Genomic DNA, 21,137 nt, shown 5'->3' with positions numbered 1-21,137 from the left:
TGGAACGGGGTGATGGATCAGGTTCGGCGGGCCTCGAACGGCCCGGTGAGCACGAAGCGCAGCGCGACACCGTCGACGCGCTCGCTGGTGACGGCCACCAACCCGGGGTCGGTGACGTAGACGGTGATGACGTACGGGCCCGCCGGGTCGGGTCGGCCGATGCCGGTGCCGACGGCGGCGAACCGCCGGGTGAGGTCGGCTCGGTGCGCGGCCAGCACGGCACGGACGGCGTCGAGCGAGCCAGGCTCAGCCACAGCAACCACCACGAAACGGCGGGTCGGATCGGCGCGTCGGGCCGGTGGCACCGGGGTCGATCGGAACCGGGTGCGACGTGGGGTCGCCGTGTTCGTCGTCCGGCCCCGTCTCGTCGCCGTACTCGGCGCAGAGCCGGACCAGCAGCCCTTCCGCCGACCGCCCGACGATCCGGACGGAGACGATGCCGGGACCGGTGAGAGTCACCGTCGCCGCACCCGGTGGTGAGTTCGCCGGCACGTCGACGCGGTCGAGTGACGCACCGTCGTCGTCGAGCGCGGTCAGCTCGACCGGTTTGCCGCCCTGGTTGACCAGGGTGACGATGACCCGGTCCGCCGGGTGGGTCAGTTCGACCTGGACGCCGGCGCCGAGTTGCAGGGCCGCACCTCCGGTGGGCGGCCCGACCGCGACGACCACCCGGCCGACGCCGTCCACGGAACGGATGAGGAACTCGTGGTCCGTCCACTCCGCCGGGAACTGCGTACCGGGCTGACGGCCGGCGAAGTCGAGGCAGTCGCGCGGCCGGGGCGGCGGCGGCTCCGCCGGGCAGTACGGCTGCACGGCCAGCAGGTCCACGTCGTCGAACCACACCCGCCCACCGCCCCTCCGGGGTTCACGCCCGTCGGCCGCCGCCTCCAGGAAGACGGTCAGCGCGGCAGCCTGGGCGGTGACGCGTACCGTCAGCGGGCTCCACCGCTGGGCGCTCGTACCGTCGCTCCAGACGACGGCGGCGGAGGTCGGGTCGGTGCCGCCGGTGGGATCGACGCCGAGTCGCGCGGTCGAGGGGTCGGCCTGGTCGAGGTCGTACCAGGCGGTGAGCTGATAGGCCCAGCCCGGGTTGGCCCCGATCTGCTGCCGGACGCCGATCCGCTGCTGCGGCCCGGGCACCAGCCCCTGTGCCCGGCGACCACCGTGCACCACGAAGTTGCTCGCGGCGTGCTGGCCGGTGCCGCCGGCCGCCGAGCCGGCCAGCACGTACGGCTCCCAGCCGTTGGCGACCTGTCCGGTGGTGCGCTGGGCGAACCCGTCCTCGAAATGCCGGTTGACCACGTCGACGGCCCGGACCACCACCTCGTCGACACCTGTCCCGCCGTCGTCGTCGGTCACCGTGCACCGGGCCAGGAACGTTCCGCAGTCCGGGTAACGGTGGGACACGACGGCGGTCCCCCGGCCGGCCGGCGGCTCGTGCGTCTCGTCGATCACGGCCGGCAGCGGCGGGGTGCAGTCGCCGAAATCCCAGACCGCGGTGTGCGTGTCGCACCAGCCGGGATCGGTGAACCGGGCGGTGAGGGTCAGGACCGTGCAGGGGTAGGTGAACAGATCGGGGCCGGCGTCGACCACGGGCGGGACGTTGCGCACCGTCACGGTCCGGGTGTCGGTGGCCATACCACCGTTCTGGTCCCGGACCCGCAGGGTCACCTCGTACACACCGTTGTCGCACCAGGCGTGCCGGACCGTGCTGGTGCCCTCGGCCCGGGGTGGGGTGTTGGTCTCCACGACCGTTCCCGGCTCGGTGGGTTGGGCGTCGCCGAAGTTCCAGGTGGTCTCGTGGGTGTCGGCGTACTCGACGTCGCTGAACCGCCCCACGAGCGTCACCACCTCACCCTCGTCGACGGTGAGGTCCGGGCCGGCGTCGACCGTGGGCGGCACGTTGGCGACGTACACCAGCGCGAAGTGGCGGCTGGTGGCGCCGCCGGGCTGGTTGATCGTCAACGAGTGCGCCGCCAGGTAGGTGCCGCTGGCCGTGTAGACGTGGTTGACGTCCGCGGTGGCGGCCGGTGCCGCGCCGTCGCCGGTCAGCCAGGTGTAGCCGGCCGCGACGCTGGTGTGCCCCGCGGCCAACAGCAGGGCCGACTGGGCCGTCCCGGTGTACGGCCCGCTGCTGCGCGCGGCGAGCACCTCGGTGCTCTCGCAGGAGCTGAGCACCTCCAGGTCACCGCCGAGGAGGATCCCGTCGGCGCTGATCACGACCGGGTCGAAGAAGACCGCCCGGACCCGCCCGATGCGGGCCAACTCGGGCGGCCAGCCGGTGATGCCGCTGACCGCTCCGGTGATCGGGTCGACGAGGCGCGCCCCGCCGATGTTGTTGACCACGGCCGTGATCACCGCGGCGACCACGATGATGATGATCCCGATCAGGATGCTTCCGGCGCCGAAGCTGATGATCGCCAAGATGATGGCGATGACCCAGAACAGGACCGACTCCTCGGGGTCGACGTCCGGCTCGCCGATCAGGTGGTTGTCCATTCGCTGGACACCGTCGGGATCGAGGTCGCCGCTCGGGGTCCAGTGCAGTCCCACGTCCGCCCGGAAGCTGGCATCGACGTCGATGCTGCCGAGGATCGCGTCGATGACGGTCAGCTCTCCGGTCATCCGGATCGACCCGTCGCGCAGGACGACGTCCAACTCACGGACGTCCGCCTTGTCGTCGCCCTGGTCGACGCGGCGCGGCAGGTCGCTGTCCGCCCAACCGTTGGTGACCCGGGCGGAGTCGATGTTCTCCTGCACGATCGTCCCGTCGAGCAGGATGGCGAAGTCCCGACCGGCCGGTACGACGTTGGTCATCGCCCCGATGTCGGCGCCCTCGCCGGCGTTGATCGCGATCACCAGCAGATCGGCGAAGACCCGGGTGGCGACGTTGTCGGCCTCGAACACCTCGCCCCCGACCTCCGGCGTCCACAGTGCCAGGAAGCCCCGCCCGGCCAGGTTGTCGAAGAGCAGGTCGCCGATGGCCGTCTCGATCTGCGCCACGGTCGGCACCACGATGCTCTGCGCCCCGAAGCCGTGCACCAGCGCCGCCCCCTGCTGGTTGAGCTGGGCTTGCAGCGCGTTGTCGAGGAACCCGAAGAGGGTGGCGTTGTTGGTGGTGAAATGGGTGCCCTCGATGCCGGGCGCCGGGCTGATCGGTCCCGCGACCACGGTCGCCGTGTCGAACCGCAACGTGTACGCCCCCGGCGGGGTCTCCAACGGCACCGTGATGGCGAGCCGGGTTTCCACAGCCATCGGGTCGGCCAGCGAAGGCGCCGCGCCACCACCCACGATGTGGAACATCCGCAGGTAGATCGGCATGCTGATGAGGACATGCCCCGGATCGGGCTGACTGACGTCGATCCGGTGGGCCGGGTCGGCCTGGTCGTCGTAGATCTCCAGGTGGGTGTCGAGGGTGTAACTGCCGACGCCCAGGCCCAACACCAGCCCGGTGTCGTCCTGCTCGTGCGGGATCGCCGGGATACCGGGGTGCAGCACGCCCCCGAGGCCGCCGTTCTCGTAGGCGAAGTGGACGTACTCGCCGAGAATCTGGACGAGCTTCGGGGCGAGAGGGTCGCCGCTGGTCAGGGTCGCGGTGACCGCACTGCGGGGCAGGCCGTCGAAACGCAGCCCCACGTTCTTCGAACCGGGCAGCACCCCGATCGGCGCGACGGCATGCGCGGTGGCGGTGAGGTCCAGCAGTTGCGCGGATGGCACCGGCGGGTCGGCGACGATCACCTGGATGACCAGGCCGAAGGTGAGGTCGCACCCGTCGATGTCGGGTCGTGGAGTGGCGTCGAGCTGGTCCCGGGGGATCTCCACCTGGCCGCCGGCCGTGGTGAACCCCCCGATGCCGAGGCCGGCGGGGACCGGCAGGTACTGCGGGATACGTCCCTCGTCGGTGCTGGTGTCGCCGCACTCGGCCGACTTCCAGGCACCCTGGAGAGCCTTGCGGAGTACGGGTGGGGTCGCCTCGATGACGACCTCGAAGCCATGGGTGTCGGCCATTGGTCCCCCTTCGGGGCCGGTGTGGTGGAGGCCGGAGGGTGTGTGGACGGCCGGATGCCGGGCCGGACGTCAGGAACTGCTCGGGGCCGTCGCCGAGCGACGGGCCGCCCGATGGTCAGCGGGGGTGGGTGTCGGGTTCCGGATCCGGCGCTGGCGACTGGAGCCGGCCACGCACGGCGGTCAACGGCGTGGTCACCGCACCGCTGAGGATCGCGGCGAAGGCGTGCGGGGGCGCGAACCTCGGCCGGCGGGCGGAGATCCGCCGGTACTCCAGCAGCGGTTCCAGCACCGGGTGCCGGTCCCGGAGCGGTTCCAGCGGGTCGGGGCCGGCGCCGCCGGGCTGCCAGCGTGGCGGGTCGGTGTCCGGGTCAGTACCGTCGGGGCACGGGAGCACGCCCAGGTCGGTCAGGAGCCGGCGGACGGCGCGGCCATCGTCGGGGTCGACCTGGCGATCGACCAGCCGGGCGATCGCGGTACGCAGCTCGGCGAGCTTCTCGGCGGCGGACGGTCCGAGTCGGATGCGGTCGCCGATGCCGGTACGGGTGTCGGGGTTGAACTCGTAGCCGAGGTGTTCGACAGCCAGCAACGGATTCGTGGCTGCCGCGATCGCGACGGCGGGAGCGGCGTTCAGCCTGGCGAGGATCACGCCGGCTCGGGCCTGTAGGTCAGCGAAGGTGTTGATCTGGTCGGCCATCGGGCCTCCCATAACTGGTGGTGACGTTGCCTGAACCCTAGGCCGCCCAGCCGCGCACGCACGCCCGATGTCCGCAGGACGACACAGAGTAATCGCGGCAGGTCAACGAACTGGTGGACGATCCCAGCCGGCGGGCAACCCGTCCGGTACGCCCCAGCCCGACGGCGGGGCATAGTCACACCAGGTGCCGTCGAACGGGAACGCGCCGGTCTCGGCGAGCGCGATCACCCGCTCCCCCTCGGCACGGACCGCCTTCTCGTCGGTCACCCAGTAGTCGGCACCGAAGGCAAGCCGCTCGACGAACTCGTCCTCGTCCTTCCACTGCCAACTGAGGTCCGGGTGGACGACCACGTCCAGGTCCTGGTCCACCACGTCCACACCGGCCACCGTGCCGTCGTCCCAGCGGACGCCCGGCTCCTCCAGGTTGACGTACCAGTTCAGGAAGTGCCCCTGCGCGTCGCGGAACCACCAGACGGAGTGCGCCGCCCCGGTGGGCAGGAACTTCAGCAGCGGCGGCCCGTTCCAGCGGCCGTGCGCCAATCGGTACGACGACGAGACCCACTGGGCGAACGGCATCGCCCGCATCCCCAGCCCCGCCTCGGTCACCTCGTGGGCCACCGGCGAGTCCCGGGCGATCCACACCAGCAGACCACGCTCGTCGTCGCTGACCACGCGGCCCGGTCGGACCCATCCGATCCGACCGTGCCGCACGTTGCGGTGCATGATCAGCCGACCCGGCGCGAAGCGCACTGCCTTCCTACGCTCAGTAGGCGCGGGCGAGGATGGCGACCAGGTCGGGCTCGTCCTCCGAGTCCGGCACCGAACCGTCGGCGCGCAGCAGGCAGCGCACCGTGACGCCCTGCCCGTTCGCCTCGGCCTCGCCGGCCACGCCGACCGCCGACCACGGCACCCGGGCCCAGCCGGTCGCGGCGGCCTCGATCGCCTCGGCCAGCGTCGCCACCTCCACCGTGCGCGACTCGCGGTTGGCCAGAGCCTGGTCGTGCAGCACCTGCTGGTCGGTCTCCAACGCGGCCAGCACCGCGGCGACCACGTCCGCCACCGGCGTCGGGGACTTCGAGCCGTCCGTACGACGCACCACCACCGCGTTGCCGGCGGCCAGGTCACGGGGGCCGACCTCGACACGTACCGGATAACCACGCAGCTCGGCGTCGACGGCCCGGCGGCCGAACGGGGTGTCGGTCCGGTCGTCGAGCGCGACCCGGACACCGGCGTCGCGCAGGCCGTCGCGCAGCTTGGCCGCCGCCTCCGCGACGCCCTCGCCGTCCTTGACGATCATGACGTACGCCTGGATCGGGGCCAACCTCGGCGGCACGCGCAGACCGTTGTCGTCGCCGTGCGCCATGATCAGGCCGCCGAGCATCCGCGTGGACGTGCCCCAGGAGGTGGTCCAGGCGTGTTCCCGGCCACCCTCCTTGGAGGAGTAGCTGATGTCGAACGCCTTGGCGAAGTTCTGGCCCAGCTCGTGGCTGGTGCCCAACTGGAGCGCCTTGCCGTCGCCCATCATGCCTTCGCAGGTGTACGTGGCCGTCGCGCCGGCGAACCGCTCGCGCGTCGTCTTCAGGCCCACCACGACCGGAATGCCGATCACGTTGACCATCAGATCCTCGTACGCCTCGTGCAGGATCCGCCGCGCGTACGCCCGGGCGTCCTCGCGGGTGGCGTGCGCGGTGTGCCCCTCCTGCCAGAGGAACTCACTGGTCCGCAGGAAGATCCGCGGACGCAGCTCCCACCGGACCACGTTCGCCCACTGGTTGAGCAGCAGCGGCAGGTCCCGGTACGAGTCGATCCACTTGGCCATGAACTCGCCGATGACCGTCTCGCTGGTCGGACGCACCACCACCGGCTCGGCGAGCGGCTTGCCACCACCGTGGGTGACGACCGCCAGCTCCGGCGAGAAGCCCTCGACGTGCTGCGCCTCCCGCTTGAGGTAGCTCTCCGGGATGAACAGCGGGAAGTACGCGTTCTCCGCACCCGCCGCCTTGATCCGGGCGTCCATCTCGAGCTGCATGCGCTCCCAGATGGCGTAGCCGGCCGGTCGGATGACCATGGTGCCGCGAACCGGGCCGTTGTCGGCCAGCTTCGCCTTGGCGATCAGGTCCTGGTACCAGCGGGGGAAATCCTCCGCACGGGGAGTGAGCACGCGTGCCATGACCGCACATCCTATGCGCCAGGCGGGACGCCACCGCGCCCGGGAGGCGTCCCACCCCCTCTTGCCCACGCCGAAGGGGTCGCCCAGACGAACCCGCACCGCGCCGGACGGGTCATGCGCCGGGGGCGGGCCACGCGTCCTGGGCCGGGCCACGCGGTGCGGGCCGGGCCACGCGGTGCGGGCCGGCCGCTCGGACGAGCTACTGCCGTAGGCCGCCGCCCGCCGAGGCCACCACCTTCCGCCCGCCCGCCGCCGCTCGCCAGCTCGCTCGCCCCTCCAAGATCGTGCTCGATCCAGGATGTAGTGGCCTCGACGTTGTCGGACACCACTAGATCCAGGATCGAGCACGATCATGCGGGGCGACACGCCCCAGGCGGCGAGCCACGGGAGCGCGGGGCGCGGGCGCCGGATCAGCGCAACACTCGGCCGCGCAGGATCGTGCGGGACGGGGCGCGGACCACCCGTAGGTCGCGGCGGGGGTCCTCGGGGTAGACGGTCAGGTCGGCGAGGCCACCCTCGACCAGGCCGGGGAAGCCGAGCCACTCCCGGGCGGCCCAGGAGGCGGCGGCCAGCACGTCGATCGGCGCCATGCCGGCTCGTTCGTGCAGCAGCATCATCTCCTCGGCGGCCAGCCCGTGGTCGATGCCGCCGCCGGCGTCGGTACCCACGTAGATCGGCACGCCCGCCTCGTACGCGGCGCGTACCACCTCGGGGAACCCGTCGCGCAGCGCGAGCATGTGGTCGGCGTACCCGGGGAACTTGCCCCGCGCCTGCTCGGCGATGCCGCCGAAGGTGGCAATGTTGATCATTGTGGGGATCAGCGCGGTGCCCTGTCGGGCCATCTCGTCGATCAGGTCGAGGCTGAGGCCGGTGCCGTGCTCCACCGAGTCCACCCCGGCACGCACCATGATCTCGACGGCCGACTCGGAGAAGGTGTGCACCGCGGCGCGTACCCCGGCGTCGTGCGCGGCCCGCACGGCGGCGGTGAGGGTGTCCGCGTCCCAGGCCGGCGCCAGGTCACCCACGCCCCGGTCGATCCAGTCGCCGACCAGCTTGATCCAGCCGTTGCCGGCCTTCGCCTGCGCGGCCACCGTGGCGGCCACCTCGGTCGCGTCGACCTCCACGCCGATGTCGCGCAGGTAGCGCTTCGGCGGGGCGACATGCCGGCCCGCGCGAGCCAGCCGCGGCAGGTCGGGCTCGTCGTCGAGTTCGGGGTACGGGTACGGCGAGCCGGCGTCGCGGATCGCCAGCACACCGGCGTCCCGGTCGACGTGGGCCAGCTCGCGGGCCTGGTCGAGCGAGGTGATCGGGGCGCCACCGCGGGCAATGCCGATGTGGCAGTGCGCGTCGACAAGCCCCGGCAGGACGAACCCGCCGTCCACGACGGTCTCCGCGCCGGGCACCGGGGTGAAGGTCACCCGGTCGCCGACCAGCCAGAGATCCCGGACCTCGTCGTCGGGGAGCAGTACGCCGCGCACGTGAAGAGCCATGCGCACAGTCCTACCCGATCACTCCCCGTCGGGGGCGAGCAGGGCGTTCTTCCGTCGCCTGCCGTCACCGAGACGCGTCAGCGCGGGCCCTTGTCGCCGCCCTTGCCGAGCTTGTTGAAGTCGATCTTCGGAAGCTTGAAGCCGGGCGGAAGGCCCTGGCCACCGGCGAGGTCGTTCGGGTCCATCCCCGGCGGGAGCTGCGGCATGCCACCCGGGAAACCGCCCGGGAGGCCGGCGCCGGCCCCGGTACGCGGACGACCGCCGCCCTTGGTGCCCTTGCGCTTGTTCTTCGGGGACTTGGTCGCCTTGCGGCGGCCACCACCGGGCAGGCCCATCATGCCGCCCATCTGCTTCATCATCTTCTGCGCGTCGGCGAAGCGGTTGAGCAGCTGGTTGACGTCCATCACGGTGACCCCGGAGCCGTTGGCGATGCGCGCCCGGCGGGAACCGTTGATGATCTTCGGGTTGGTGCGCTCGCCCGGCGTCATCGACCGGATGATCGCGGTGACCCGGTCGAAGTGGCTGTCGTCCAGCTCGGCGAGCTGGTCCTTCATCTGCCCCATGCCCGGCATCATGGCCAGCACGTTCGCGATCGGACCCATCCGCCGCACCGCGATGAGCTGGTCGAGGAAGTCGTCCAGGGTGAACTGCTCGCCGCCCATCAGCTTGGCGGTCATCTTCTCCTTCTGATCCGAGTCGAAGGCCTGCTCGGCCTGCTCGATCAGAGTGAGGACGTCGCCCATGCCGAGGATCCGGCTGGCCATCCGGTCGGGGTGGAAGACGTCGAAGTCCTCCAACTTCTCGCCGGTGGACGCGAACAGGATCGGTTGCCCGGTCACTTCGCGCACCGACAGGGCGGCGCCACCACGGGCGTCGCCGTCGAGCTTCGAGAGCACCACACCGGTGATGCCGACGCCGTCGCGGAACGCCTCGGCGGTACGGACGGCGTCCTGACCGACCATCGCGTCGATGACGAAGATGACCTCGTCCGGCGAGACGGCGTCGCGGATGTCGGCGGCCTGCTGCATCATCTCGGCGTCGATGCCGAGCCGGCCGGCGGTGTCGACGATGACGATGTCGCGGGCCGCGCGCTTCGCGTGCTCGATCGACGCGCGCGCCACCTGCACCGGGTCACCGGTGCCGTTGCCTGGCTCCGGGGCGTACACCTCGACGCCGGCCCGGCCACCGAGCACCTGGAGCTGCCCGACGGCGTTGGGGCGCTGGAGGTCGGCGGCGACGAGCAGCGGCTGGTGTCCCTGGCCCTTGAGCCAGCGGGCCAGCTTGCCGGCCAGGGTCGTCTTACCGGAACCCTGGAGGCCGGCCAGCATGATCACGGTCGGCGGCTGCTTGGCGAACTGGAGCCGCCGGCCCTCGCCGCCGAGCACGGTGATCAGCTCTTCGTTGACGATCTTGATGATCTGCTGGGCCGGGTTGAGCGCCTGGGAGACCTCGGAGCTGCGCGCCCGCTCCTTGACGGCCGCAATGAAGCCCTTGACCACCGGCAGCGCGACGTCCGCCTCCAGCAGCGCGAGGCGGATCTCGCGCGCGGTGGCGTCGATGTCGGCGTCGGTGAGCCGTCCCTTGCCGCGGAGCTTGGTGAAGATCCCGGACAGGCGGTCACTCAAGGTGTCAAACACGCGAACATCCCGTTTGTCAGTGTTCCGGCGGGCACAACGCGGCCGGCACTGCGGAGTCCGGCCACCGCTAGGGTAGCCGCCCCACCGCAAGGCCGCTGTCGCCCGGCCCGCGCCTCACCCCGACACCAACCCCGACTGGTACGCGAACACGACGAGCTGGGCCCGGTCCCGGGCTCCCAGCTTGCCCATCGCCCGGCTGACGTGGGTCCGCGCGGTCGCCGGACTGACCACCAGCCGGGCGGCGATCTCCTCGTTGTTCAATCCCTCACCGACCAGGCCGACCACCTGGCGCTCCCGGTCGGTGAGCGTGTCCAGCCGAGGGTGCGGGCGCGGCACCCGGGACGGTCGGGTGGCGAACTCCCGCACCACCCGGCGGGTCACCGACGGCGAGAGCAGCGCCTCCCCCTCGGCGACCAGCCGGATCGCGCGCAGCAGCTCGGCCGGTCGGGTGTCCTTGGTGAGGAACCCGCTCGCGCCGTGCCGCAGCGCGTCGAAGACGTATTCGTCCAGCTCGAAGGTGGTCAACACCACCACCCGCGTACCTGCCAGTTCGGGGTCCGCGACGATTCGCCGGGTCGCCTCGATGCCGTCGATGCCGGGCATCCGGATGTCCATCAGCACCACGTCCGGTCGCTCCCGGCGCGCCAGCTCGACCGCCCGCAGCCCGTCGGCCGCCTCGCCGGCCAGCGCCAGGTCGTCCTCGCTCTCCACGAGCGCGCGGAGACCGAGCCGGACCAGGTCCTGGTCGTCGGCGATCAGCACCCGGATCACGGGGTCGGCTCCGCGGGCAGCCGGGCGTACACCCGGAAGCCGCCACCGGGGTGCGGCCCGGTGGTCAACCACCCGCCCAGCGCCGCGACCCGCTCCCGCATCCCGGCCAGACCGTGCCCGCGCTCGTCGGCGGCCGGCGCTGCCCCGGCACCCATCCCCCGGTCGGTGACCTCGACGGTCACCTCGTCGGCGCGGTAGTCCACCGTCACCTCCGCACTCGCCACCCCCGCATGGCGCAGCACGTTGGTCAACGCCTCCTGCACCACCCGGTACGCGGCCAGGTCCAGCGCGGCCGGCAGCTCCCGGGGGGCACCGACGACGCGTACGTCGACGGCGAGCCCGGCGCCGGCGAGCCGGTCGCGTAGTGCCGGCAGTCGGGCCAGGCCGGGTACCGGCTCGCGCTCTGCCCCCTGCCGCACCGCGCCCAGCGTGACCCGGAGCTCGTCCAGCGCCTCGCGGCTGGTCCGGCTGATCGCGGTCAGCGCGGTCTCGGCCTGCTCGGGTCGTTTCGGCAGCAGATGCAGGGCGATCTCCGCCTGCATGCTGATCGCGGCCAGTCCGTGCCCCACCACGTCGTGCACCTCCTGCGCGATCCGCAACCGCTCCTCGTCGGCCCGCCGCCGGGCCTCCTCGGCGCGACCGCGGGCCTCCTCGGCCCGGCCGCGCGCCGCCACCTCACGGTTGACCCGCACCACGACCCCCACCGCGAACGGTACGGCCACCCAGGCCGACGCCGGGAGCACTCCGGTCCAGCCCGGGGCCGGACCCCGGGACCAGAAGACGTGCGTCAGCAGCACCACGAACGCGCCTCCGGCGGCGAGCGCCGCCGGACGCACCGGCAGCCGCACCGCCACCGTGTACACCGCGACCAGGAAGGCGAGCAGGATCGGTCCGTACGGGTAGCCGAGCACCAGGTACGTCGCGGTGGCCGCGGTGACCAGGGCGAGGGTGGTGACCGGGGTGCGCCGACGGGCCAGCAGGGCGAGCGTGGCGAGCGCGATCAGCACCCGGCAGACCCCGTCCACCGGCCTCGACCCGGGCTGGTTGTCCCCGGCGAGATCGGTGGCGAGTTGCCCGAAGCCGAGCAACCCCAGGGCGAGCACGGCATCCGCCGCCTGTCGCCCCCACTGCCCGTCCCACCGCATGGCCGTCATTCTGCCCGCGCCAAGCCCTCCCGACGTGCGTCCACGAGCGGCACCGTCCCTACGCCCCCGGACGTACCCGCTTGCCCTCACCGCCGGACCACGCGGCGCTCACCCTGGCGATGGGGAGTTGCGAGGCTCCGAGACCGCGCAGTCGGAGGCGGATACCGCCACGAGCGTGATGACTGTGCGGCATCAAGATGCCGCACAGTCATCACGCTCGTGTGGAGAGGGTTGGCGCAGGCTCCGGCCAAGCGGACTGCGCAGCACGCCGTCGGAGCTTCCGAAGAACAGCGACCGGACGGGACCGAAGCGGTACGAGCCGCAGCGGACCGCAACCGCAGCGCCGCGGCGACGGTGGGATCAGACGGCGGCGAGGACCGCGGCCTCCAGGGTCGCTCGGGCTTCGTCGTCCGGCCAACCGCCGACCAGGTAGAAGGCGTCCACCACGTCGGCGCCGAGAGTGGAGATGCGTGCCGCGCGGACCAGGGCACCCGCCTCGTCGAGCGCGCAGGTGACCCGGTAGAGCAGGCCGGCCGCGTCGGCCGCGCGGAGTTCCAGCAGCACGGCGTCGGTGGCCGCCTCGCGGTGCCAGACAACGCGGGGAGCGGCGCCGCTGCCCCGGGCGGCGAGCGCACGGCCGCGCAGTCGCTGGGTGACCGACACGTCACCGCCGACCGCCCGGCGCAGGTCGGCACGGAGCGGCACCGGGTCCGGCGCCAGGCCGTAGCGGGGCTGCACCCGGCACTCGACCAGAGCCCGGCCGTCGACCACTGACGCGTCCGCGGAGATCACTTCCAGCCGGTGCAGGGCCAGGCAGCCGGCAACCGTGGCGAGCAGGCCCCGCCGGTCGGCCGCGGCGACCGACACCCGGTCCCCGGTCAGGTGGACGACCGGCAGTGGCCCGGCCAGCAGCGCCGGATCGGGTGCCGGCGGCTCGGGCAGTACGCCGGTGTCGAGTGCGGTGCGGACCCGGGCGACCAGCTCGGCGACGAGTCGACCCTTCCAGTCCGACCAGGCCGCCGGCCCGGTCGCCGCCGCGTCGGCCCGGACCAGTGCGTGCAGCAGGTCGAGGGTGCCGGTGTTACCGACCGCCTCGGCCACCGAGGCGATGGTGACCGGGTCGGACAGGTCCCGGCGGGTGGCCACGTCGGGCAGCAGCAGGTGCAGACGGACCAGCGTGCCGATCAGCTCCACCTCGCTGGGGGGCAGACCGATCCGGGTCGCCACCGCCTGGGCCAGTGGCACCCCGACGGTGCTGTGGTCGCCGGGAAGGCCCTTGCCGATGTCGTGCAGGAGAGCACCGAGGAGCAGCAGGTCGGGGCGCTCCACGTCGCGGGCGTGCCGGCTGGCCTCGTGCGCGGCCTGCACGAGGTGCCGGTCGAGGGTGTAACGGTGCACCGGGTTGTGCTGGGGCAGGCTGCGCAGTCGGGTCCACTCGGGCAGCCAGCCGTCGACCAGGCCGTACCGGTCGCAGGTCTCCCAGGCGGGCACCAGGCCGGGACCGGCGCCGAGCAGGGTGGTCAGCGCGGCCCGGGCCTCGGCCGGCCAGGGCGCGGGCAGCGGCGGGCAGTACGCCGCCAGCCACTCGCAGGTGGCCCGTGCGATCGGCAGGCGGGTCGTGGCCGCCGCGGCGGCCACCCGCAACGAGAGGCTCGGGTCGGGGCGTGCGCCGATCGCCGTCCGGGCCAGCACCAGCTCGCCGTCGTGCTCGACCACGTCACGTGCCACCGGTCGACGCGCCGAGCGGCCGTTGCCGCCTCGGGACCGGTCGGAGCGCAACCGGTCGGCGGCGCGGAACGCGTCATCCAGAGCGTGGCTGACCGTGCGGGCGTCACCGGCGACCCGGCGCAGGAGGGCGTCGCCGTCGTCCAGACCGAGCAGGGCGGCCACCCCGTCGCGTTCCTGGGCGACCAACCGGTCGACCCGGCGGCCGACCTGCTGGTGCAGGGCGTCCCGGGTGTCCAGCAGGCGAAGGTGGGCGGCACGCACGGCGGGACGTAGCGCGTCGGTGATGCCGGCGGCGGAGATCGCCCGCAGCAGCCCCACGTCGCGCAGGCCCCCGGCGGCCTCCTTGAGGTCGCCCTCCAGCAGGAACGCCAGCTCGCCGTGGGCCTGCCAGCGCGCGGTGGTGACCTCCCGCAGGCCGGGCAGGTGCCGTACGGCGGTGCGCCGCCAATGATCGGCGGCGGTGCGGCTCAGCGCGTCGGCCAGCGTCTGGTCACCCACCACCAGGCGGGCGTCGAGCAGCCCGAGGGCGACCTTGACGTCGTCCTGGGCGACCGAGAGCGCCTCGGCGACGGTGCGTACCGAATGGTCCAGGCGCAGACCCGCGTCCCAGATCGGGTACCAGATCGAGGCCGCCAACTCGTTCGTGCCGGGTACCCCGGCGTGCAGCAACACCAGGTCGAGGTCGCTGTACGGGGCGCACTGGCGCCGGCCCAGCCCCCCGACCGCCAGCAGTGCCACTCCGTCCTGCGCCGGCAGCAAGCCGCGCAGATAGGTGTCGTACGAGGCCGCCCGGGCCAGCCGGGCGGCCTCGCCGATCCCCCCGGGAACGCCGACGACCTCGTTGATCAAGGGGTTCGCGCCACCGTCACCGGTGTTGCCTGACGCGTCCTTCTTGATCAACGAGGTCATGTCGGTCGTGGTCTCCAGATCAGAGTGCGTCGAGGCCGCGTTCGCCGGTACGCACCCGGACGACCTCTTCGACACCGGTGACCCAGACCTTGCCGTCACCGATCTTGCCCGTGCGGGCCGCGCCGACGATGGCGTCCACCACCTTGTCCACGTCGATCTCGTCGGTGAGCACCTCTACCCGGATCTTGGGCAGGAACTCGACCGTGTACTCGGCACCCCGGTAGACCTCGGTGTGCCCCTTCTGCCGCCCGTACCCCTGAACCTCGCTGACGGTCAGCCCGGCCACCCCGAGGGCGTGCAGGGCCTCCTTCACCGCGTCCAGCTGGTACGGCTTGATGACCGCGGTCACCAGCTTCATGTCCAACCCCTCCATCCCAGGAACGTTAACCGGCGACCTTTTCGCTTACCGGCTCGGCGGGCTCCGCCTCCGGCTTGGCGCCACTCGTCGTGCCGCCACCGGGGGTGCCGATGCCGGCCATCGCGAACGCGCTGCCCGTGCCGCCACCGGCCGGGGACAGGTCGTAGCTGCTCTCGGCGTGCTCGCCGATGTCGATGCCCTCGACCTCGGCTTCGGCCTTCACCCGGAACCCGATCGTCTTCTCGATGACGAAGGCGAGCACCCAGGCGATGGCGAACGACCAGGCGGTGACGATCAGGCCGGCGAGGGCCTGCCGCCCGAGCTGGGTGACGCCGCCGCCGTAGAAGAGGCCGTCGGAGGCGCCCACCACGTCGGTGATCGCGGCGTTCACCGAGTTGGTGGCGAAGAGACCCAGCCAGAGCGAGCCGATCCAACCACCGACGAAGTGCACGCCGACCACGTCGAGGGAGTCGTCGTAGCCGAGCTTGTACTTGAGGCTGACGGCGAGCGCACACACGACCCCGGCGACGATGCCGAGCAGGACGGACGCCCACGGGGCGACGAAGCCACAGGCCGGGGTGATGGCGACCAGACCGGCGACGGCGCCGGACGAGGCACCGACCATGGTCGGCTTGCGGTCCTTGACCCACTCGACCGCGATCCAGCCGAGCACCGCCGCCGCCGTGGCGAGCTGGGTGTTGATGAAGGCGAGGCCGGCGACCGAGTCGACGGTCAACTCCGAACCGGCGTTGAACCCGAACCAGCCGAACCACAGCAGACCCGCACCGAGCGCGACAAGCGGGATGTTGTGCGGCTTCATGCCCTCGCGCGGCCAACCGAGCCGCTTACCGAGCACCAGCGCCACGGCCAGGGCCGCCGCACCGGCGTTGATGTGCACCGCGGTGCCACCGGCGAAGTCCAGCGCGTGGATGTCACCGCCGATGATGCCGCCGCCCCACACCCAGTGCGCGACCGGGAAGTAGACCAGGGTGGCCCACCCGAAGGCGAACAGCAGCCAGCCGGCGAACTTGGCCCGGTCGGCGATGGCACCACTGATCAGCGCGACGGTGATCACCGCGAAGACCATCTGGAAGGCCATGAACACGTAGAGCGGAACGCCGATGCCGCTGGGGTTCTCCGCCGTGGCACCCCACAGGTCGGTCTCGGCGAGGAAGGTCTTGGTGCCGAGGTACGCGCCCGGGTCACCCCAGAAGCCGTTCACGTCGGTCCCGAAGGCGACGCTGAAACCGTAGAACCACCACAGAATAGAGATGAGCCCGATGGCGGAGAAGCTCATCATCATCATGTTGAGTACGCCCTTGGCCCGGTTGAGGCCGCCGTAGAACAGCGCCAATCCGGGGGTCATGAGCAGCACGAGCGCGGTCGAAACCAGCAGCCACGTGGTATTGGCGCCGTCGATCGTCGGTGCTTCAGGCACGCTGGCCTCCTAAAAGGTGAAGTCCTCCTTCGCGGCTTTCCGGGGCAGCGTCGCCCGTAGGCCGGTTGCGCGGAAGCTTCGCGGCCGGCTGTTTCACCCATGGTCCCGTGCGGGTTTCCGGTTCGTGACGGGTTGTTTCGTACGTGTCACGAAGTCCGCACAGTCATCGACATGGACAATGGTGGATCGTTCGGACGGCGCGCGTCGATGGCTGACCGGCCAGGCGCATCGACCGGTCCGCTTGACGGGACCGGCCGAGCATCGACCGGTCCGCGCTCAGCGGAGGGCGTTCTCCAGGGCGTGCCGCTCGTAGTCGAGCAGCCGCAGATCCCGCATCGGCCGGCGCAGGTGGCCCTTGTGCACGATCCGGACGAACGCCGGCTCGCCGGCGGCAGCCATCCGGCGGATCCCCTCGACGTGGTCCACGATCCGTTTACGGATGGTCCGGATCAACCGGTGCCGGTCGCGCGGGATCAACCCGTACGCGTCGGCGAAGAGCCGCAGCCGGCGCGGCCGGTCCGGGTGCTTCCAGCCCAGCGTGATCGAGTCCCGGTCCGCGAAGATCGGCACCCAGGTCCAGGCCGCGTACGCCACGTCGTAGATCCGCGCCCCCGGCGAGGCGAGATCGAAGTCGATCAGCCCGAGGGTGCCGTCCGGCCGCCAGATCACGTTGTGCGGCGCGGCGTCGTGGTGGCAGATGACCTCGGTGTCCGGTGGTGGCGGGCCGAACGAGCGCCAGACCGCCTGCGGCGGCGGGATGAACCCGTACTGCGCGTCGTGGAACATCCGCAGCATGGTGGCGACGGTGACCAGCGCCTCGTCGGTCACCCAGTGCGGGGCGAGCGGATATTCGCCGCACTCCCCCTCCAGGTACGACAGCACCTCACGGTTGCGCTCGTCCATCCCGAGCGCCCGGGGGGCACCGGTGAAGCCCACGTACTCCAGGTGGCGCAGCAGGGCGTGCACGGACGGTGTCCACGGCCCGGCGTTGCGGCGGACCGTGTCACCGACGCGGACGACGGTGCTGACGTTGCCGCCGTGCAGCGGGATCTCCTGCGAAGTCACGTACGGTCTCCCGAGGCGCTGCGAGGGGTGGCCGGGCTCGCGCCAGCCCGCGTACGCGCGATCGTCGGTGGTCACCCGAGACTACGCGTCCCGTCCGGTGGCCTCGGTCCCCAGCAACGCGTCGACGAACTGCGCGGGGTCGAACGGGGCCAGGTCGTCCTTGCCTTCGCCGAGGCCGACCAGCTTCACGGGGATGCCGAGCTTGCGCTGCACGGCGATCACGATGCCACCCTTGGCGGTCCCGTCGAGCTTGGTGAGCACCACCCCGGTCACGTTCACCACGTCGGTGAAGACCCGGGCCTGCTCCAGGCCGTTCTGGCCGGTCGTGGCGTCCAGGATGAGCAGTGTCTCGTCGATCGGGCCCTGCTTCTCCACCACGCGCTTGACCTTGCCCAGCTCGTCCATCAGGCCGACCTTGTTCTGCAGGCGGCCGGCGGTGTCGATGAGCACGGTGTCCACGCCGGTGTCGATGCCGCGCTTGACCGCGTCGAAGGCGACGCTTGCCGGGTCGGCGGCCTCGGGTCCACGGACGGTCTCCGCGCCGACCCGGGAGCCCCAGGTCTCCAGTTGGTCGGCGGCGGCGGCCCGGAAGGTGTCCGCGGCGCCGAGCAGCACGGTCCGGCCGTCGGCCACCAGCACCCGGGCGATCTTGCCGCAGGTGGTGGTCTTTCCGGCGCCGTTGACGCCGACGACCAGGACCACGGCCGGTACGCCGTCCTTCGGGGCGGTCCGCAGCGACCGGTCCAGGCTCGGGTCGAGCGCGTTGACCAACTCGGCGGCGAGCAGCGCGCGCAGCTCGGAGGCCGAGCGGGTGCCGAGCACCCGGGTGCGCTCACGGAGCCGGTCGACGATGTCGCGGGTGGCGTCGACGCCGACGTCGGCGGTGATCAGGCTGTCCTCGATCTCCTCCCAGACGTCCTCGTCGAGGTGGTCGCGGGCGAGCAGGCCGAGCAGGCCCTTGCCGAAGACGTTCTGTGAGCGGGACAGCCGCGAGCGGAGCCGCACCAGCCGTCCGGCGGTCGGCTCGGGCACCTCCACCGGCGCGGGCGCCTCGATGACCGGCGGTGGCTCGACCAGGACGCCGGTGGACAGATCGGACTCCGGTGCCTCGACCGGCGGGCCGGCGAGATCCTCCTCGGCCCGGGTGTCGACCTCGGTGCGGGGAAGCGGGGGCTCGGGCCGCCGCCGCAGTCGCGGCACGACCAGCCCTACTGTGCCGGCGATCAGCACACCGAGCAGGACCAGAGCGAGGACGAGATATTCGGCCATGCCGGAATCCTGTCAGATGGCGACGACGGCGTCCCAGCCACCGCACCCCCGAGCGGGCCGGGAGTCTCCGCCACCGCACGGTTGAGCGGTGCTCGCGGTCTCCGCCACCGCATCCGGCCCGTGCCCGGAACCGGCGGTAGGCTCGGCCGCATGTCCGCCGCACACCTCCTCATCGGCCCCCTCCTGCGGCGAGTCGTGGACACCCGCGCCACCATCTGGGTGGAGACGGCGGGGCCCGCCGTGGTCACCGTCCGCACCGCCGACGGCGCCACCGGCACCCAGCCCACCTTCTCGGCGTACGAGCACCACTACGCGCTGGTGGTGGTGGAGGGGCTCACCCCGGACAGCGCGACCACCTACGAGGTGCTCGTCGACGACGAGCTGGTCTGGCCGGTGCCGAGCAGCGGCTTCCCGCCGAGCGTGATCCGCACCCGGGCCGCCGACGACCGGGACCAGCCGGTCAACCTGATCTTCGGCTCGTGCCGGGAGACCACCCAGCACGCCACCACCCGGAAGCTGCCGCCGGACGCGCTCGACGCGTACGCCCGGCGGTTGATGGCCGACCCGGAGTCGAACCCGCTGCCCGACCTGCTGGTGCTGCTCGGTGACCAGGTCTACGCCGACGTCACCTCGCCCACGGTGCGCCGGTTGCTGCGTCGGCGGCGGCGGCGGCCGAAGGGCGCCCCGGCCGACCAGGTGGTGAGCTTCGACGAGTACACCAAGCTCTACCTGGAGTCCTGGCGCGATCCGGAGATTCGGTGGCTGCTCTCCACCGTGCCGAGCGTGATGATCTTCGACGATCACGAGATCATCGACGACTGGAACACCTCGGCGGCCTGGCGTGCGGAGGTGCGCGAGCAGCCGTGGTGGCAGGAGCGGATCGGCAGCGGACTCGCCTCGTACTGGGTCTACCAGCACCTGGGCAACCTGTCCCCGGACGAGATCACCGCCGACCCGGTCTACGCCAAGGTCGTCGCCGCCGAGGACGCAACAGGTGTGTTGCGTGAGTTCGGGCACCGGGTCGACCAGGAGTCGGACCTGGCGCACGACACCGAGCGCTGGCGCGCGGTGCAGTACCAGTGGAGTTACGCACTGGACCTGGGCCGGACCCGGTTGGTCATGCTGGACAACAGGTGCAGCCGGGTGCTCGACCCGGGCAGCCGGGCCATGTTGCCCCCCGGCGAGTGGTCCTGGTTCCTCGACCAGGCGCACGGGATCTACGACCACCTGGTGGTCGGCGCGTCGCTGCCCTGGCTGCTTCCGCAGGGCATCCACCACATCGAGGCGTGGAACGAGAAGCTGGCGGACTCGCGTCGCCCCTGGGTGGCCCGCGGGGCGGAGAAGCTGCGCCGCGCCCTGGACCTGGAGCACTGGGCGGCGTTCCGGCGCTCCTTCGAGGCGCTCACGGAGACCTTCGCCCGGATCGGCACCGGCACCCCGAGGCAGTCCGGCGCACGGGTCGGTGCCGGCCCGGCGTACGCCCCTCCGGCGTCGATAAGCGTGCTCTCCGGGGACGTGCACCACTCGTACGTGGCTCGGGCCCGGTTCTTCGACCCCGCGGTGGTCACGCCCGTGCACCAGCTCACCTGCTCGCCGATCCACAACCAGGTGCCGGCCGGCATCCGCCCGCTGATGCGGTTGGGCTGGTCGGCCGGCCCGGCCGGTGCCACCCGGGCGTTGGCCCGCTCGGCGGGCGTACGGCGGCCTGGTGTGCGCTGGCGCAAGTTGGCCGGTCCCTACTTCGGCAACGCCGTCGCCACGCTCACCCATCAGGGGCGTGGCGCGGACGTGGTCATCGAGGGCACCACCAAGGACGGGCACCTACGCCCGGTGATGCGACGTCGACTCTCCGGTAGCGGCGAGCCGACCGCGCCGTAGTCTCTACGCCGTGGATGAGCACCTGCCGGAGCCGATCCGGGCGGTCGAGCACGAGTTGACTGCTCTGCTGCGTCGTGGGCGGGCGGTTTCCTGGGAGATCGCCCGGGAGGTGCACCCGAATCTGGAGCCGAACACCTACGGGCTGCTGCTCTGGTTGCGGCGCAGTGGGTCGATCCGGTTGACCGAGCTGGCGTCGCGGCTCGGCGTGGGCAAGGGCACACTCAGCCGGCAGATCAACGCCCTGGAGGCCCTCGGGCTGGTCCACCGCGACCCCGATCCGAGCGACCGGCGGGCCGCGCAGATCCGCCTCACCGAGGAGGGTCAGCGGCGGTTCGACGTCGCCCGTGCGGCCCGGTTGGGTGAGTTCCTGCGGGCGCTGGACGGCTGGCCGAGCCGGGACGTCGAGGAGTTCGCCCGGCTGCTCGGCCGGTTCAACGACTCCTGGCAGTAGCCCGCTCGGCGGGGAATATGGTGCCGGTCCACCAAGTTGTTGCTTCAGGCAACCAAGGCATACGGTTGCTTCAGGCAACTCTCAGGCGGCCCGTGTGCACCACCCGCCGCCGCTCCACCTCGACTC

Annotated in this window: 16 protein-coding genes; 2 read left to right on the top strand and 14 right to left on the bottom strand. The window is 72.1% G+C overall.

Going from position 1 to position 21,137, the window contains the following annotated elements:
• Positions 1 to 17: 17 nt before the first annotated feature.
• The 14 genes from AB0O48_RS33370 to ftsY all read right to left on the bottom strand — a co-directional run bounded on the left by AB0O48_RS33370 (position 18) and on the right by ftsY (position 18,682).
• Positions 18 to 254: a hypothetical protein gene (locus AB0O48_RS33370; RefSeq protein ID WP_357250408.1), complete on the bottom strand. Its 237-nt coding sequence runs from the start codon at positions 252 to 254 to the stop codon at positions 18 to 20.
• Entirely contained in the window at positions 247 to 4,008 is a 3,762-nt protein-coding gene (locus AB0O48_RS33365) for a PKD domain-containing protein (protein WP_365069856.1), read from the bottom strand. The genes AB0O48_RS33370 and AB0O48_RS33365 overlap by 8 nt, the downstream gene beginning before the upstream one ends.
• A gap of 115 nt (positions 4,009 to 4,123) precedes the next feature.
• The gene (locus AB0O48_RS33360) at positions 4,124 to 4,702 is read right to left on the bottom strand and encodes a hypothetical protein (RefSeq protein ID WP_357250413.1); all 579 of its coding nucleotides are present in this window, start codon (positions 4,700 to 4,702) and stop codon (positions 4,124 to 4,126) included.
• A 102-nt stretch (positions 4,703 to 4,804) separates the two neighbouring features.
• Positions 4,805 to 5,452, bottom strand: a complete 648-nt coding sequence (locus AB0O48_RS33355; protein WP_357250416.1) for a DUF402 domain-containing protein — start codon at positions 5,450 to 5,452, stop codon at positions 4,805 to 4,807.
• A gap of 13 nt (positions 5,453 to 5,465) precedes the next feature.
• Positions 5,466 to 6,872: a proline--tRNA ligase gene (gene proS, locus AB0O48_RS33350; protein WP_357250419.1), complete on the bottom strand. Its 1,407-nt coding sequence runs from the start codon at positions 6,870 to 6,872 to the stop codon at positions 5,466 to 5,468.
• Positions 6,873 to 7,282: 410 nt separating this feature from the next.
• Positions 7,283 to 8,362: an amidohydrolase family protein gene (locus tag AB0O48_RS33345; RefSeq protein WP_357250422.1), complete on the bottom strand. Its 1,080-nt coding sequence runs from the start codon at positions 8,360 to 8,362 to the stop codon at positions 7,283 to 7,285.
• Positions 8,363 to 8,439: 77 nt separating this feature from the next.
• Complete coding sequence (gene ffh, locus AB0O48_RS33340; protein ID WP_357250424.1) at positions 8,440 to 9,999, bottom strand: signal recognition particle protein; 1,560 nt, start codon at positions 9,997 to 9,999, stop codon at positions 8,440 to 8,442.
• Positions 10,000 to 10,113: 114 nt separating this feature from the next.
• Positions 10,114 to 10,770: a response regulator transcription factor gene (locus AB0O48_RS33335; protein ID WP_357250427.1), complete on the bottom strand. Its 657-nt coding sequence runs from the start codon at positions 10,768 to 10,770 to the stop codon at positions 10,114 to 10,116.
• Positions 10,767 to 11,915: a sensor histidine kinase gene (locus tag AB0O48_RS33330; RefSeq protein ID WP_357572131.1), complete on the bottom strand. Its 1,149-nt coding sequence runs from the start codon at positions 11,913 to 11,915 to the stop codon at positions 10,767 to 10,769. Before AB0O48_RS33330 ends, AB0O48_RS33335 begins: the two co-directional genes overlap by 4 nt.
• A 360-nt stretch (positions 11,916 to 12,275) precedes the next feature.
• Entirely contained in the window at positions 12,276 to 14,552 is a 2,277-nt protein-coding gene (locus AB0O48_RS33325) for a [protein-PII] uridylyltransferase (RefSeq protein ID WP_357250433.1), read from the bottom strand.
• 19 nt (positions 14,553 to 14,571) lie between these two features.
• Positions 14,572 to 14,910, bottom strand: coding sequence for a P-II family nitrogen regulator (locus tag AB0O48_RS33320; protein WP_172862163.1), 339 nt, complete (start codon positions 14,908 to 14,910; stop codon positions 14,572 to 14,574).
• A 25-nt stretch (positions 14,911 to 14,935) separates the two neighbouring features.
• Entirely contained in the window at positions 14,936 to 16,348 is a 1,413-nt protein-coding gene (locus AB0O48_RS33315) for an ammonium transporter (protein ID WP_357250435.1), read from the bottom strand.
• 276 nt (positions 16,349 to 16,624) lie between these two features.
• Positions 16,625 to 17,488, bottom strand: coding sequence for an aminoglycoside phosphotransferase family protein (locus AB0O48_RS33310; protein ID WP_357250439.1), 864 nt, complete (start codon positions 17,486 to 17,488; stop codon positions 16,625 to 16,627).
• Between the two features lie 6 nt (positions 17,489 to 17,494).
• Positions 17,495 to 18,682, bottom strand: a complete 1,188-nt coding sequence (ftsY, locus tag AB0O48_RS33305; protein ID WP_357250442.1) for a signal recognition particle-docking protein FtsY — start codon at positions 18,680 to 18,682, stop codon at positions 17,495 to 17,497.
• Between the two features lie 150 nt (positions 18,683 to 18,832).
• Between ftsY and AB0O48_RS33300 the strand changes: the two genes are divergently transcribed.
• Together AB0O48_RS33300 and AB0O48_RS33295 are read left to right on the top strand one after the other, a co-directional pair.
• Complete coding sequence (locus AB0O48_RS33300) at positions 18,833 to 20,560, top strand: alkaline phosphatase D family protein (protein WP_357250445.1); 1,728 nt, start codon at positions 18,833 to 18,835, stop codon at positions 20,558 to 20,560.
• Between the two features lie 10 nt (positions 20,561 to 20,570).
• Positions 20,571 to 21,011 carry a MarR family transcriptional regulator gene (locus AB0O48_RS33295; protein ID WP_357250448.1) on the top strand — a complete coding sequence of 147 codons (441 nt, stop codon included), beginning with the start codon at positions 20,571 to 20,573 and terminating at the stop codon, positions 21,009 to 21,011.
• Positions 21,012 to 21,137 lie beyond the last annotated feature (126 nt).

Origin of the sequence: Micromonospora sp. NPDC085948, assembly GCF_040686315.1 — a bacterium.
Classification (GTDB): Bacteria; Actinomycetota; Actinomycetes; order Mycobacteriales; family Micromonosporaceae; genus Micromonospora.
Note: the sequence above shows the minus strand (reverse complement) of the source record. Positions and strands in the feature narration are given on the sequence as shown.

Excerpts from the sequence above, each read along its gene's own strand:
- AB0O48_RS33365 (WP_365069856.1), bottom strand. The coding sequence starts at position 4,008 with ATGGCCGACACCCATGGCTTCGAGGTCGTCATCGAGGCGACCCCACCC.
- AB0O48_RS33360 (WP_357250413.1), bottom strand. The coding sequence starts at position 4,702 with ATGGCCGACCAGATCAACACCTTCGCTGACCTACAGGCCCGAGCCGGC.
- proS (WP_357250419.1), bottom strand. The coding sequence starts at position 6,872 with ATGGCACGCGTGCTCACTCCCCGTGCGGAGGATTTCCCCCGCTGGTAC.
- AB0O48_RS33345 (WP_357250422.1), bottom strand. The coding sequence starts at position 8,362 with ATGGCTCTTCACGTGCGCGGCGTACTGCTCCCCGACGACGAGGTCCGG.
- AB0O48_RS33330 (WP_357572131.1), bottom strand. The coding sequence starts at position 11,915 with ATGCGGTGGGACGGGCAGTGGGGGCGACAGGCGGCGGATGCCGTGCTC.
- AB0O48_RS33325 (WP_357250433.1), bottom strand. The coding sequence starts at position 14,552 with ATGACCTCGTTGATCAAGAAGGACGCGTCAGGCAACACCGGTGACGGT.
- AB0O48_RS33320 (WP_172862163.1), bottom strand. The coding sequence starts at position 14,910 with ATGAAGCTGGTGACCGCGGTCATCAAGCCGTACCAGCTGGACGCGGTG.
- ftsY (WP_357250442.1), bottom strand. The coding sequence starts at position 18,682 with ATGGCCGAATATCTCGTCCTCGCTCTGGTCCTGCTCGGTGTGCTGATC.
- AB0O48_RS33300 (WP_357250445.1), top strand. The coding sequence starts at position 18,833 with ATGTCCGCCGCACACCTCCTCATCGGCCCCCTCCTGCGGCGAGTCGTG.